General features: G+C 67.1%; 16 protein-coding genes. 10 read left to right on the top strand and 6 right to left on the bottom strand.

The features are described from left to right. Positions 1–3 precede the first annotated feature (3 nt). From mutY to GO308_RS10605, 5 genes are all read left to right on the top strand, one after another. On the top strand, positions 4–1,050 hold the full coding sequence (mutY, locus tag GO308_RS10625; RefSeq protein WP_156454308.1) for an A/G-specific adenine glycosylase: 1,047 nt from the start codon (positions 4–6) through the stop codon (positions 1,048–1,050). Continuing rightward, the gene (locus GO308_RS10620) at positions 1,047–2,366 is read left to right on the top strand and encodes a serine hydrolase domain-containing protein (protein WP_066483374.1); all 1,320 of its coding nucleotides are present in this window, start codon (positions 1,047–1,049) and stop codon (positions 2,364–2,366) included. Before mutY ends, GO308_RS10620 begins: the two co-directional genes overlap by 4 nt. Before the next feature lie 3 nt (positions 2,367–2,369). After that, a complete protein-coding gene (gene nudC, locus GO308_RS10615; RefSeq protein ID WP_066673370.1) occupies positions 2,370–3,236 on the top strand; it encodes an NAD(+) diphosphatase in 867 nt (288 codons plus the stop codon). Positions 3,237–3,416: 180 nt separating this feature from the next. Then, positions 3,417–4,493, top strand: coding sequence for a sterol desaturase family protein (locus GO308_RS10610; RefSeq protein ID WP_240885415.1), 1,077 nt, complete (start codon positions 3,417–3,419; stop codon positions 4,491–4,493). Beyond that, entirely contained in the window at positions 4,427–6,010 is a 1,584-nt protein-coding gene (locus GO308_RS10605) for a GMC family oxidoreductase N-terminal domain-containing protein (RefSeq protein WP_240885414.1), read from the top strand. The genes GO308_RS10610 and GO308_RS10605 overlap by 67 nt, the downstream gene beginning before the upstream one ends. A gap of 128 nt (positions 6,011–6,138) precedes the next feature. Here GO308_RS10605 and GO308_RS10600 read toward each other — a convergent pair whose 3' ends face one another. The 4 genes from GO308_RS10600 to GO308_RS10585 form a co-directional block, all read right to left on the bottom strand. Then, a complete protein-coding gene (locus GO308_RS10600) occupies positions 6,139–7,563 on the bottom strand; it encodes an ammonium transporter (RefSeq protein WP_240885413.1) in 1,425 nt (474 codons plus the stop codon). Between the two features lie 14 nt (positions 7,564–7,577). Beyond that, positions 7,578–7,916 carry a P-II family nitrogen regulator gene (locus GO308_RS10595; RefSeq protein WP_066483382.1) on the bottom strand — a complete coding sequence of 113 codons (339 nt, stop codon included), beginning with the start codon at positions 7,914–7,916 and terminating at the stop codon, positions 7,578–7,580. 162 nt (positions 7,917–8,078) lie between these two features. After that, positions 8,079–8,393, bottom strand: a complete 315-nt coding sequence (locus GO308_RS18715) for a DUF2007 domain-containing protein (RefSeq protein ID WP_346769085.1) — start codon at positions 8,391–8,393, stop codon at positions 8,079–8,081. Then, positions 8,390–8,956 carry a pyridoxamine 5'-phosphate oxidase family protein gene (locus tag GO308_RS10585; RefSeq protein WP_240885412.1) on the bottom strand — a complete coding sequence of 189 codons (567 nt, stop codon included), beginning with the start codon at positions 8,954–8,956 and terminating at the stop codon, positions 8,390–8,392. The genes GO308_RS18715 and GO308_RS10585 overlap by 4 nt, the downstream gene beginning before the upstream one ends. Before the next feature lie 69 nt (positions 8,957–9,025). On the opposite strand from GO308_RS10585, the gene GO308_RS10580 reads away from it, so the two are divergent. Then, the gene (locus tag GO308_RS10580) at positions 9,026–9,271 is read left to right on the top strand and encodes a type II toxin-antitoxin system CcdA family antitoxin (protein ID WP_066483389.1); all 246 of its coding nucleotides are present in this window, start codon (positions 9,026–9,028) and stop codon (positions 9,269–9,271) included. Beyond that, on the top strand, positions 9,271–9,567 hold the full coding sequence (locus GO308_RS10575) for a CcdB family protein (protein WP_240885411.1): 297 nt from the start codon (positions 9,271–9,273) through the stop codon (positions 9,565–9,567). The genes GO308_RS10580 and GO308_RS10575 overlap by 1 nt, the downstream gene beginning before the upstream one ends. 4 nt (positions 9,568–9,571) lie before the next feature. On the opposite strand, the gene tldD is transcribed toward GO308_RS10575, so the two are convergent. After that, positions 9,572–10,999 carry a metalloprotease TldD gene (gene tldD / locus GO308_RS10570; protein ID WP_066483393.1) on the bottom strand — a complete coding sequence of 476 codons (1,428 nt, stop codon included), beginning with the start codon at positions 10,997–10,999 and terminating at the stop codon, positions 9,572–9,574. Between the two features lie 58 nt (positions 11,000–11,057). After that, a complete protein-coding gene (locus tag GO308_RS10565) occupies positions 11,058–11,285 on the bottom strand; it encodes a zinc-finger domain-containing protein (RefSeq protein WP_240885410.1) in 228 nt (75 codons plus the stop codon). Between the two features lie 91 nt (positions 11,286–11,376). Between GO308_RS10565 and GO308_RS10560 the strand changes: the two genes are divergently transcribed. The 3 genes from GO308_RS10560 (at position 11,377) to lepB (ending at position 13,614) form a co-directional block, all read left to right on the top strand. Further along, positions 11,377–12,300, top strand: coding sequence for an ABC transporter ATP-binding protein (locus tag GO308_RS10560; RefSeq protein WP_066549415.1), 924 nt, complete (start codon positions 11,377–11,379; stop codon positions 12,298–12,300). A gap of 37 nt (positions 12,301–12,337) precedes the next feature. Then, entirely contained in the window at positions 12,338–12,676 is a 339-nt protein-coding gene (locus tag GO308_RS10555; protein ID WP_240885409.1) for a hypothetical protein, read from the top strand. A gap of 110 nt (positions 12,677–12,786) precedes the next feature. After that, a complete protein-coding gene (gene lepB, locus GO308_RS10550) occupies positions 12,787–13,614 on the top strand; it encodes a signal peptidase I (protein WP_240885408.1) in 828 nt (275 codons plus the stop codon). Positions 13,615–13,642: the final 28 nt, after the last annotated feature.

Genomic DNA, 13,642 nt, shown 5'->3' with positions numbered 1-13,642 from the left:
CCGGTGTCTGCCAACGTCCCATCTGACATCGCGCCCGCGCTGCTCGCCTGGTACGAAGCGCATGCGCGTGTGCTGCCGTGGCGCGCGCCGCCGGGCACGCCGCCGCCCGACCCCTATCGCGTGTGGCTGTCGGAGGTCATGCTTCAGCAGACTCAGGTCGTGACGGTCATTCCCTATTTCGAACATTTCACCACCCGCTGGCCCGATTTCGCCAGCCTGGCGGCGGCAGATGAGGGTGAGCTGATGGCGGCATGGGCCGGGCTCGGCTATTATGCGCGGGCACGCAACCTGATCGCCTGCGCGCGCGCGGTGGTGCGCGATCATGGCGGACGATTGCCGTCGGACGAGGCAGCGTTGCGCCGGTTGCCCGGCTTCGGCCCCTATACCGCCGCGGCGGTCGCGGCGATCGCCTTTGGCCGGCGCGCGGTCGTCGTCGACGGCAATGTCGAGCGCGTGGTCAGCCGCCTGTTCGCGGTCGAAACGCCGCTTCCCATGGCGCGGGGCGAGCTTCGCGCGCTGGCCGACGCGATGACGCCCGCGACGCGCGCGGGGGACTTCGCCCAGGCGATGATGGATCTGGGCGCAACAATCTGTACCCCGCGCCGCGCCGATTGCGCGTCCTGCCCCATTGCTGTCCATTGTCGCGCTTACGCGCAGGGGGCAGTCGCCACCTATCCGCGCAAGCTGGCCAAGGCGGCCAGACCGGTGCGCCATGGCACGATCTTCTGGCTTACCCGCGAAGATGCGGTGCTGCTGGTCCGGCGCCCGCCGCGCGGATTGCTCGGCGGCATGCGCGCGCTGCCGACCGGGCCATGGGCGGACGCGCCGCCGGGACTGGCCGATGCGCCCGTCGCAGCCGAGTGGCGACGGCACAATGCCGAGCTGCGCCACGTCTTCACCCATTTCGAATTGCGATGCGGCCTTGCGAGCGCGCGGCTGGCGGGGCACATCGCGGTCGAAGGCGAATGGTGGCCGGTCGACCGGCTGGCCGATGCCGGCCTGCCCAGCCTGTTCGCGAAGGCGGCGGCGATAATGGAGGATGCGCGATGAAAACTTTGGGTCTAGCCGCCGGGATCGGCGCCGCGCTGATCGGGATCGGCGGCATCGCGCTCGCCATGCCCCAGGCCGAACGCCGCGCGGCTTCGACGCCAGTCGCTCCGGCGCTGCCCGCGGTCGCACAGGTCGCGGCGTCCTATGTCGAACAGAACCGCACGCCGGGCATCGTCGTCGCGATCGGGCAGGGCGACCAGCCGACCCGCTTCATCGCGGAGGGGCGGCTGGGCCAGGAACCGGGGGCGGGCGCGGCTTCGCCCGACAGCCTGTGGCGCGTCTATTCGATGACCAAGCCGGTGACCGGCATGGCGGCGATGATGCTGATCGAGGACGGCAAGCTGAGCCTTGACCAGCCGATCCATGAGATCATCCCCGCCTTTCGCGAGATGAAGGTGCTGACCGACCCCGACGCCAGCCTGGCGTCGCGCCCGGCGGCGCGGCCGATCACGATCCGCCATCTGCTGACCCACACCGCCGGATTCGGCTATTCGATCGTGACAAAGGGCCCGCTGCTCAAGGAATATGAGCGGCTCGGCATCCTGCCCGCCGCAGTCAACGTCCAGATGGAGGCGCAGATGGCGGCGGTGCGACCGAAATCGCTCGCCGAATTCGCCGACCGCGTCGCCACGCTGCCGCTGATCGCCGATCCGGGCACGAAATGGAGCTATTCGATCAGCCTAGATGTCCTCGCCGCGGTGATCGAGAAGGCATCGGGCATGCCCTATGAACAGTTCCTGCGCACGCGGATGTTCGAACCGCTCGGCATGACCTCGACCTACTTCACCGTGCCGGGATCGGAAGCGGCGCGGCTCGCGAACAATTACATCTTTGTCGGCGACAATCGCGTGCCGGTCGACCCGGCCGCGACCTCGGTCTACCTCCAGCCGCCCAGCTTTCCCTATGGCGGGGCGGGGCTCGTCACCTCGGCGCGCGATTACGACCGTTTCCTCCACATGCTGCAAAATGGCGGCGAGCTCGACGGCAAGCGGGTGATGAAGGCGCAGACGGTGCGCCTCGCCATGTCCAACCTGCTGCCCGACGGCGTGTTCTTCCTGAATGTCGATGCGTCGACCGGGGGTGCGGGCCGCAAGCTCGGCTTTGGGGCCGGGGGGTCGGTCTATCTCGACGACCTGCCCGGCGGCGGTGCGGCGGGCACCTATGGCTGGGGCGGGGCGGCCGGCACCATCGCCTGGGTCGACCCGAAGAATCGGGTGCGCGGCACCGCGATGGTTAATTATTTTCCCGACGACAAATGGCCGCTGCGCACGGATGTGACCCGCGCGGTGTATCGCGACCTCGCGCCGGCGAAGTAACCTGTGACCGGCTTCACCGGCGGCTGGCTCGACCGGGCGGACCGCATCCGTCACGACCAGGCCGCGCTGACCGCGGCGTTCAGCGACCCGCGCGCGCGGCTGCTGCGGCTCGACGCGCTCGATCCCCAGCTGGATGCGGACGGGCGGCTGGTTTGGGGGGCGCTGACCGATGCGCCCGACGACGCCGATTTCCTGTTCCTCGGTTTTCGTGGGCAGGTGCCGCATTTTGCCGCGCTGATTCCCGGCACGAGTCCGCCGGCCGGCCGGTCGCCCGCCCTGTTCCAGATGCTGGGGTTGATGCCCGATGCCGAGGCCGCGACCTATGCCTGCGCGCGCAGCCTGGTCGACTGGCATTTGCGCCACGGTTTCTGCGCCAATTGCGGCCATGCCACGACGATCTTCCGCGCCGGATGGGCACGGCGGTGCGGCCATTGTGGCGCGGAGCATTTCCCGCGCACCGACCCGGTCGTCATCATGCTGGCCGAACGCGGCGACCGCGTCGTACTGGGCCGCCAGCCCGTTTGGCCCGCCGGGCGCTATTCGGCGCTGGCCGGGTTCGTCGAGGTCGGCGAATCGATCGAGGAAGCAGTGGCGCGCGAGACGCTGGAGGAAGTCGGCATCGCGGTCACCGATATCCGCTACGTCGCCAGCCAGCCCTGGCCTTTTGCATCGTCGCTGATGATCGCCGCGATCGGCACCGCGCAATCGGATGACATCGCGATCGACCCGCACGAGCTGGAGGACGCGCAATGGTTCACGCGTGGCGAGGTCCGCGCGGCGCTGGCCGGCGACCCGTCGGCGCCCTTCCTCGGCCCGCCGCGCTACGCGATCGCGCACACGCTGCTCAGCCATTGGGCGGGGCAAGGATAGGCAACCCAAACTCTGTCTTCACCTCTCCCCGGGCTTGACCCGGGGCCCCGCTGCCTTGCCGTGGCGTTGTAAGCGGGACCCCGGGTCAAGCCCGGGGTGACGGCTCCTTACGTATCACGTACAAGCCGGATCCTTATCGATCCGCTGGCGCGATTGCTGACACGAATGTAAGCTCGGCCGATGCCCAGCCTGCCCAACCCCGTCGACCTGGCGATTCCGGCCTTCGTCCTGCTGGTGCTGGCGGAAATGTTCGTGGCGCGGTTGCGCGACCGCAGCCGCTATTGCCCGCGCGACACGCTGACTTCGCTCGCGCTTGGCTTGGGCAGTACCGTCGCGGGGCTGCTGACCGGCGGGCTGGTCGTCGCGATCGCCCTGTGGGTGTATCAGTTCCGCTGGTTCGACATTGGCTGGCAATGGTATTGGTTCGTCGTCGCCTTCGTGCTCGACGACCTGGCCTATTACGTGTTCCACCGCAGCGCTCACCGCGTCCGCTGGTTCTGGGCCAGCCACGTCATCCACCACAGCTCGCAGCACTACAACCTGTCGACCGCGCTTCGCCAGACCTGGACCGGGTTCATCTCCGCCGGCTTCATCTTCCGGCTGCCGCTGTTCCTGATCGGCTTTCCGCCGGCGATGGTGCTGTTCGTCGCGGGGCTCAACCTGGTCTATCAGTTCTGGATCCACACCGAAGTGATCGGGCGCATGCCGCGCTGGTTCGAAGCGGTGATGAACACGCCGTCGCATCATCGCGTCCATCACGCGACCAATCCGCGCTATCTCGACCGCAACTATGCCGGGGTCTTCATTATCTGGGACAAGATGTTCGGCACGTTCGAGCGCGAGCGCGAGGACGATCGCCCGCGCTATGGCCTGATCCGCGATCTCGGCAGCTTCAACCTGATCTGGGCGGCGTTTCACGAATGGGTCGGCATCGCGCGCGACCTTTGGCACGCGCCGGGCTGGCGTGCGCGGCTGGGCTATGCCTTCGGCCCGCCGGGATGGAGCCATGACGCCAGCCGCGCGACATCCGACAGCATCCGCGCGCGTTGGCTTGAAATAGAGCGGTGCCGGCCCTCTCCCCCACCCGGCCACCCACGAGCGTATCCTGATGGGTGGCCGGGTGGGGGAGAGGGCAGGCACCGCGGCGTCGGCAAAGCCGACACCGAACAAAAAAACGAGGAGAGCGAAGCGTGGAGGAAGCCGACATCGTCGTCATCGGCGCCGGATCGGGCGGGAGCGCCGTCGCCGGCCGGCTGAGCGAGGATTCCCGCCTCAAGGTCGCGGTGCTCGAGGCCGGCGGGCGCAATGACAAGGCGCTGACGCTGATGCCGGCCATGCTGGCCAAGCAGACCGACAAGACCAACTGGAAATACGAAACCGTGCCGCAGCCGGGGCTTGGCGGGCGGCGGGGCTATCAGCCGCGCGGGCGGGGGCTTGGCGGATCGAGCGCGATCAACGCGATGCTCTATGTGCGCGGCAATGCCTGGGACTATGACAATTGGGCGGCGATGGGTTGTACCGGCTGGGCCTATGCCGACGTGCTCCCCTATTTCAAACGCGCCGAGCGCAACGTGCGTGGCGCGGATACCTGGCATGGCGACGACGGCCCGCTCTGGGTCAGCGAACAGGTCGCACCGCATCCCGCCAGCCGTGATTTCGTCGAGGCCGCCGCCCAGCTTCAGATTCCCGCCAATCCCGACTTCAACGGCGCGCGCCAGGACGGCGCGGGAATGTATCAGGTGACGCAGCGTGGCGGCGAGCGCTGGTCGTCGGCGCGCGCCTATCTCGACACCTCGCGCGCTAATCTGAACGTGCTGACCGGGTGCGTGGTCGAGCGGGTGCTGTTCGAGGACGGGCGCGCGTGCGGCGTCGCCTATCGGCGCGGCGGTCAGCGCTGGGTGATCCGGGCACGCGCGGGCGTGGTGCTCGCGGGCGGGGTGTTCGCGACGCCGCAGCTGCTCATGCTGTCGGGCATCGGTGAGGGCGCGCATCTTCGCGACAAGGGTGTGGAGGTCCGCGTCGACCGGCCGGTGGTCGGCACCAACCTGCAGGACCATCTCGATTACACCGCGATCTACGAAAGCGCGGCGCCGGGGTTTCTGGGTCAGTCGCTGCTCGGCAATCTGCGCGCGCTGGGCGCGGTGATCGAATGGCACCGGCGGCGCACCGGCGCGATGACGACGCCCCTCGCCGAAAGCGGTGCGTTCGTCACGGTCGATCCGGCCGCACCCGCCCCCGACATCCAATATCATTTCGTCATCGCGCCGGTCGACGATCACGGCCGATCGGCCCGGCGCGGCCATGGCTATTCCTGTCATGCCTGCGTGTTGCGGCCCGAAAGCACGGGCACGGTGCGCCTCGCCTCGGGCGATGTCACCGACATGCCGGTGATCGACCCGGCCTTCCTGTCCGACCCGCGCGACCTCGACCTGCTGATGCGCGGCGTGCGGTTGATGTACCGCATCATGGCGGTGCCGACGATGACGGCGTGGGGCGGGCGCGAACGCTATCCGGTCGATCCCGACGACGATGCCGCGCTTGAAGCCGCGATCCGGGCGCGTTCGGACACCATCTATCACCCGGTCGGCACCGCGCGGATGGGCGCGGATGCGGATGCGGTTTGCGATCCGCAACTGCGCGTGCGTGGGGTGGACGGGCTGTGGGTGGCGGATGCGTCGATCATGCCCAAGCTGGTCAGCGGCAACACCAATGCGCCCTCGATCATGATCGGCGAACGCTGCGCCGATTTCGTTCGCGCGCATCTGGCCGCGTGATAGGGTCGCGATCCCGGGGCTGACGGGCCGATGATAAAAAATGGCCCGGTGCTTTCACACCGGGCCAGGGGTCCGCAGGAGGAACTCGGGACCGGGGCGGGCGGCGGACACCGCCCGCCCCGGCAAACTCAGTAGTTGTAGGCGCGCTCGCCATGTTCGTTGATGTCGAGACCCTCGACTTCGACGTCCTTGGTAGGGCGCAGGCCGATCGTATATTTGAGCGCGAGGAACAGCGCGGCGCTGACCACGCCGGTCCACACGATCGTCGTGCCGACCGCCCAGATCTGCGTCATGATCTGCGCGCCCATGTCATAGACGCCCGCCTTGGCGACCGGCGCGGTGTAGTCGATCCAGCCCTGTCCGCCGAAGTCGGGGTTGGCGACAATGCCGGTCCCGACCGCGCCGACGATGCCGCCCACCGCGTGGATGCCGAATACATCCAGCGTGTCGTCATATTTCAGCTTGTTCTTCACCGTGGTGACGAAGAAGAAGCAGACGACCGAGGCGACTGCGCCGAGCAGGATCGCGGTACCCGGATGGGCAAAGCCCGCCGCCGGGGTGATCGCGACCAGGCCGGCGACGACGCCCGAGGCCGCACCCAGCAGCGACGGCTTCTTGTGGACGATCTGTTCGATGATCGCCCAGGTCGCGCCCGCTGCCGCCGTGGCGGTGAAGGTGTTGATGAAAGCCAGCGCGCCGAACGCATTGGCTTCCAGGCCCGACCCGGCGTTGAAGCCGAACCAGCCGATCCACAGCAGCGACGCGCCGATCATCGTCATCACCAGGCTGTGCGGGGGCATCGGCTCGCTCTTGTAGCCAACGCGCGGGCCGATGATGATGCAGCCGATCAGCCCGGCGACGCCCGCATTGATGTGCACCACGGTGCCCCCTGCGAAATCGAGCGCGCCCCAGCCCCACAGCAGACCGCTGTCATCGGGGGCGGCGTGCAGGAAGTCCGGGCCCGCCCAGTACCAAACCATGTGCGCGATCGGGAAATAGGCGAGCGTCAGCCATGCGACCGTGAACAGGATCAGCGGCGTGAACTTCACCCGCTCGGCGAACGCGCCGACGATCAGCGCGGGCGTGATGCAGGCAAAGGTCATCTGAAAGATGACGAAGACATATTCGGGAAGGTAGACGCTGTTGGAGAAGGTCGCCGCCAGCGTGGTCGGATCGACGCCGGCAAGGAAAACCTTGGAGAAGCCGCCGACATATTTGTTCAGGTCGCCGCCATTGGTGAAGGCCATCGAATAGCCCCAGCTGAACCACACCATCGCGGCCACGCAGACGATCGTCAGCACCTGCATCAGCACGCTCAGCATGTTCTTGGTGCGCACCAGGCCGCCATAGAACAGCGCCAGCGCCGGCACCGACATCATCAGCACCAGTGCGGAGGCGACCAGCATCCAGGCGACATCGCCCTTGTTGACCATTTCGGCGGTCGGCGTGAATGGCGTCGCCGGTGCGGCCGCAGCCGCTTCCTGCGCCCAGGCGGGCAGGGCGGCAAACAGCGTCAGGCCGGCCGCGCCGGCATATTTCGTCAATTGCTTCATGGAACCCCCCTGGCTCACAGCGCGGTCTCGTTGGTTTCGCCGGTGCGGATGCGCACCGCCTGGCCGACGTCGAGGACGAAGATCTTGCCGTCACCGATCGCGCCGGTGTTGGCAGCGGCCTGGATCGCCTCCACCGCACGGCTGGCGAGATCGTCGGCACAGACCAGCTCGATCTTGATCTTGGGCACCATGTTGGTGCTGTACTCGGCGCCGCGATAGATTTCGGTCTGGCCCTTCTGGCGGCCGAACCCCTTGACCTCGGTGACGGTCATGCCCGCGACGCCGATCGCCATCAGGGCTTCGCGGACGTCATCGAGCTTGAACGGCTTGATGATGGCGATGACGAGTTTCATTCGACCCCCTTATCGTGCTCCCGTCGTGCTGCAGTGCAAAAGACATGCCAAGGCTCGTAAGCCCGCGGTTCCGCGCTGGCCGGGGCGGTCGACACGTTACAAATGTGTTAAAATTGTGCAGCTGCTAAAGCGTGCTCAAAAACAAGGCAGTGCCGCGCGGTTTCAGCGTGCCGCGACGATGCGGCGCGCGGCCATCATGTCATCGGCATCGATCATCACGCGCACCGGGATCAGCAGCGCGCTGCCATCGCCCAGGCTCATTTCGCCGTCGAACGTCACCGCCGGAATGCCTTCCGCCTCCAGCCGGCCGATGATGATATGCGCCTCCATGCGGTCATACCGCCCCAGTTCGGCCAGGCGGGGCGGTTCGTCGCCGGGGGGTGGTGCGGCGCGGCGGCCCGACGTCTCGATCCAGCGAATGATGCGGGGGATCAGCCCGGTCAACGCACCGGGGCGGGGGGTTGCGGGCACGTTCACGCGATCGGGTCGGCGGCGGGCATGACCGTCTGCACCCGCACCGGCAGGCCATCGATGCTGTGCGTGCGGTCGGCAATCCGGGCCAGCCTTACCCCGGCATCCTGGGTCGCGTGGTATTTGACCAGCGTCTTGCGCTCGCGTTCCAGCGCCATATGCGGCACGCCCCAGCCGCAGCTCGTCTGTATGCTGTCGACCGCAATCTCGAAAATCTGCCGCGCGCCGGGCAGGCGCGGGAAATGCGCCGCCATCGCGTCATAGCCGGGGTCGCCCGCCACGGTACAGCCGCCCCGGCCATAGATGCGCAGGATCAGCGCGGGATTGTCGAACGCGCAGAACATGATGGTAATGCGCCCGTCGACGTTCAGATGCGCCTGCGTCTCGTTGCCCGATCCGCCCAGGTCGAGATAGGCGACGCGGCGGTCGTCGAGCACCCGGAAACTGTCCATGCCCTTGGGACTCAAATTGATCCGCGCGCCCTCTGCCGCGGTCGCGACGAAGAACACGGGCTGCCGCGCGATGAAGGCCCGGTGATCGTCGTTCAGACTGTCGAAGAACTCGGCCATTCGCTTTTTCTCCCGCCGTCCGGCAGCGATCATGTTGACGCTATCATCTCGTGCGCATATTCTTTGCGCATGAAGCCTGATCCAGTCTCTTCAGGCAAGCGCAAACCCGTCAACCTGTCGCTTGATACCGGAGTGGTGGCCGCCGCGCGCGAGGTTGGGCTAAATCTGTCACAGGTTTGCGAGGCTGCGCTTCGCGTTGCAAGCCACGAGGAACGTCAGAAGCGCTGGCGCGATGACAACCGGGAATGGGCGGAAAGTGTCAATACGTGGGTCGAACAGAACGGCCTGCCGCTTGAGCGCTATCGCCTCTTTTGATGGCGCAATTCGACGTCTACGCAAATCGCGACGGGCAGCTGCTGCTTGATTGCCAGGCCGACGCGCTCGCCAACCTCTCCACCAGACTCGTCGCGCCGCTGGTGCCGGTCGAGGACGCTCCGGCGTTACGACCGCGCCTAAACCCGGTTTTCGACCTGGATGGTCGCAACTACGCGCTGATCACCCAGTTTGCTGCGGCGGTTAGTCGGACTGAGCTTCAAGCCCATGTCGCATCGCTTGCTCGGCACCGGTACCAGATCATCTCTGCATACGACATGATGCTGACGGGCGTGTAGTCGCTCACACCGCCGTCCCGCCGACCGTCAGCCCATCGACCAGCAAGGTCGGCTGGCCCACGCCCGCCGGTACGCTCTGCCCGCCCTTGCCGCACATGCCGATGCCTTCGTCGAGCGCGAAATCGTGGCCGATGCCCGACACCTTGGTCAGCACGGTCGGACCGTCGCCGATCAGCGTCGCGCCCTTGATCGGCGCGCCCAGCCGGCCGTCCTCGATTTTATAGGCTTCGGTGCAGGAGAACACGAACTTGCCCGACACGATGTCGACCTGGCCGCCGCCGAACGACTTGGCATAGATGCCCTTCTTCACCCGCGTCATCAGCTCGGCCGGGTCGTCGCGGCCGGCGCGCATGAAGGTGTTGGTCATGCGCGGCATCGGCGCATGGGCAAAGCTTTCGCGCCGGCCGTTGCCGGTCGGCTCGACCCCCATCAACCGCGCGTTGAGCCGGTCGTGGATATAGCCCTTTAGGATGCCGTCCTCGATCAGGATGTTCTCGCGCGTCGGCGTGCCTTCATCGTCGATGGTCAGTGACCCGCGCCGGTCGAGGATCGATCCGTCATCGACCACGGTCACGCCCGGCGCGGCGACGCGCTGGCCGATACGGCCGGAAAAGGCGCTCGTCCCCTTGCGATTGAAATCGCCCTCCAGCCCGTGGCCGACCGCTTCGTGGAGCAGCACGCCGCACCAGCCGGGGCCGAGCAGCACCGGCATGTCGCCCGCCGGCGCATCGACCGCTTCCAGGTTGACCAGCGCCTGGGCCAGCGCCTCGTCGATCGCGCGGTTCCAGGTCTCCGGCGTCAGCAGCCGGTCATACAGCGCGCGGCCGCCGGTGCCGAAGCTGCCGGTTTCGCGCCGGCCATTCTGCTCGACGACGATCGAGACGTTGAGGCGGGTAAGCGGGCGGATGTCGGTGGCGGTGAAGCCGTCGGGGCGGACGATCTCGACCACGCTCCAGCTGCCGAGCAGGCTGACCGAAACCTGGACGACGCGCGGGTCGCGCGCCCGCGCCGCCGCGTCGATCGTCTGGCAGATCGCGACCTTGTCGGCGAAGGGGATCAGGTCGATCGGATCGGCGTCGGTATAGAGGTGGCGGTTGGTGCGCGGCGGCGGCGCGGCGCGCGGACCGCTCGCGGGATCGATCAGCGCCATCGTCTCGCCCGCCCGCGCGATCGCCGCGGCCGACAGCTCGTTGGCATGGGCAAATGCGGTGGTTTCGCCCGACACCGCGCGCAGCCCGAACCCGGCATCGGTATTGTAAGACGCGGTCTTCAGCCGCCCATCGTCGAACCCGAATGCTTCGGACTTGCGATATTGCAGGTACAGCTCGCCATCATCGGCGCGCGCCAGCAACTGGGCGGTCAATTTCTGCGCGGTGTCGGGGTCAAGGCCGTCGCGGTAGAGGAAGGCGCGGGGGTCGGGGGCGTGGATCATCGCCCGAATATAGGCAGCAATCGCGCCCTGTCATCCGGGCTGTCATCCGCAGCAGCGGCTAGAGGCTTGCACCCGATGAGATATCGGGCAGCTTGCCCTGGTCCGCGCCGTCTGCGGGGCCGCCGATCAGCACGAAGCGCCGGTCGCAATAGCCGCAATCGACATAGCCTTGCTCGTCGATCTGCAGGAACACGCGCGGATGGCCAAGCGCGGGCGCGATGTCGCCAGCGCCGTCACAGCTGACGCGGGGGGTGGTGACGCGGATCACTTCGGGCGGCGGGATCATGGCTCGCCGCGTTAGCAAGGCAAAAGCCGCGCGACAATTGCCGAATCGATTCCGCTTGGCTCCGGCGGGACGGCGGCTTAGGTCGCGGAGCATGCAGGACGCGGCAATCGAAATCGACGGTCTGTCCAAGACCTACAAGGGCGGCAAGCAGGCGCTGAGCGATGTCAGCTTCAGCGTCCGGCGCGGGTCGATCTTCGGCCTGCTCGGTCCCAATGGCGCGGGCAAGTCGACGTTGATCAATGTGCTGGCGGGGCTGGTCAACAAGACCGCCGGGCGCGCCTCGATCTGGGGCTTCGACATCGACCAGCACCCCCGCAACGCCAAGGCGTCGATCGGCATCGTCAATCAGGAAATCACCTTCGACCCCTTCTTCACCCCCGCCGAAACGCTGGAGAACCAGGCCGGCCTCTATGGCGTGCCCAAGGGCAGGCGCCGCACGATGGAGCTGCTGCGCGCGATGCGGCTGGAGGACAAGGCCAACGCCTATTCGCGCACGCTGTCGGGCGGGATGAAGCGGCGGCTGATGGTGGCCAAGGCAATGGTGCATTCGCCGCCGGTGCTGGTGCTCGACGAACCGACCGCGGGCGTCGATATCGAGCTTCGCCAGCAGCTCTGGGCATTCGTGCGCGAGTTGAACCAGGGCGGGGTGACCGTGGTGCTGACCACCCATTATCTCGAGGAGGCCGAGGAGCTGTGCGACCGCATCGCCATCATCAACCATGGCCGGCTGATCGCCAATGAACCGACCCGCGCGCTGGTCGGCATGGCGCGCGAGAAGCAGGTCGAGGTGACCGTCGACCGCGACGTCGCTGCGCCGCCCGAGGCCGCATGCTTCCAGAAGATCACGCTGAAGGGCGACCGCGTGCTGGCGATCACTTATTCAAAGGACGAAGTGAACGCCGGCGACGTCCTCGCCGCCGTCCAGGCTAGCGGCTACGGCATCGTCGACGTCGTGACCCGCGACCCCGACCTGGAGGACGTGTTCCTCAATTTGACGCGGGCGACGATTGCGTGAGCGCCGCTGCTTCGGCCCGTCAAGGAGAACGCAGGTGATGTCGAGCGACCTCAAGAAGAATGTGACGATCGAAATCCGATTGCCTGATCAGGTCAAATCGGCGTTCATCGCACAGTGCCAGCTGGAAGACCGCACCGCCAGCGGCGCGCTGCGCGATCTGATCGACCGGCATCTCGCGGGTGAGCTGGCGCGTCCGGCGCGCCGTCAGTCGGCGGCATGGCGGATCGCCGCCGCGTGGATGGTCGGCGCGGTGCTCGGTGCCGGTGTTGCCGCGCCGTCGCTGGCGCAGTCGGCACGACCGCCGCTCCCCAGCTTTGACCAGCTCGATCGCAATCACGACGGCGTCGTCAGCCGAAGCGAGTATCGCGCGGGTTAGCACCCGACCCTCCTGATTGCGCCCGTCACCGCATTGTCCGGACACGAAAGGCGCGGCGTCCGGACGGCTTCAGGCTGGACCGTCGCGACGGCGGCGCACAGTCCGTCGCGATGGTCGCCCCCGACACTTCCCTGCCCGCCGCGTCGAAATGGCGTTCGGAGCTTCGTTTCTTCGCCGTGCTGATGCTGGGCACGTTTGCGCTGAACAGCCTGATCGTGAAGCCGTTCTACATCCCATCTGAATCGATGCTTCCGGGGCTGATGACCGGCGACAACATTGTCGTCTCGAAATTTCGCTATGGCTGGTCATTCATCTCGCCCAGTTTTCACTTGCTGCCGCCCCTGCCGGGGCGGCTGTTCGGACGGGTGCCTCGACGAGGGGATGTCGTGGTCTTCACGCCGCCCGATCGCGACCGGCGCAGCGAGGATTGGATCAAGCGCGTCATTGGCTTGCCCGGCGACCAGGTGCAGATGGTCAATGGACGGCTCTGGTTGAACGGTCGTCGCGTCCATACAACCGACTTGGGTCGACGTGCTTTCCCGGTCGATCCCAACTTCGCATGTCGCGGCGGCGGTCAGCTGTCGCGCGGCGGGCGATCGTGCAGCCTGCACATCATTCGCGAAACGCTGCCCGACGGAACCTCCTATGACACGATAGAAAATGGCATCGGTGCCGCCGATGACACGCCACCCTATGTCGTGCCGGCCGGCCACGTTTTCGTCATGGGCGACAATCGCGACAACAGCGCCGACAGCCGCGTACCGATTGCGCAAACCGGCTTGGGTGGCGCTATTCCGGTAGAGAACATCGCGGGGCGCGCCGAGTTCATCAGCTTCTCGGTGGATGGCAGCGCCGGGTGGAATCCGTTGCGCTGGCCCTGGTCACTGCGCACCGAACGCGCCGGGGTGTCGCTGCGCCCGAAACGCGCCATGCCATAGCCCCCCATCTCGCAGACCCTTGCCAAGC

It is taken from the genome of Sphingomonas sp. SFZ2018-12, assembly GCF_022496715.1.
GTDB lineage: Bacteria > Pseudomonadota > Alphaproteobacteria > Sphingomonadales > Sphingomonadaceae > Sphingomonas.
Note: the sequence above shows the minus strand (reverse complement) of the source record. Positions and strands in the feature narration are given on the sequence as shown.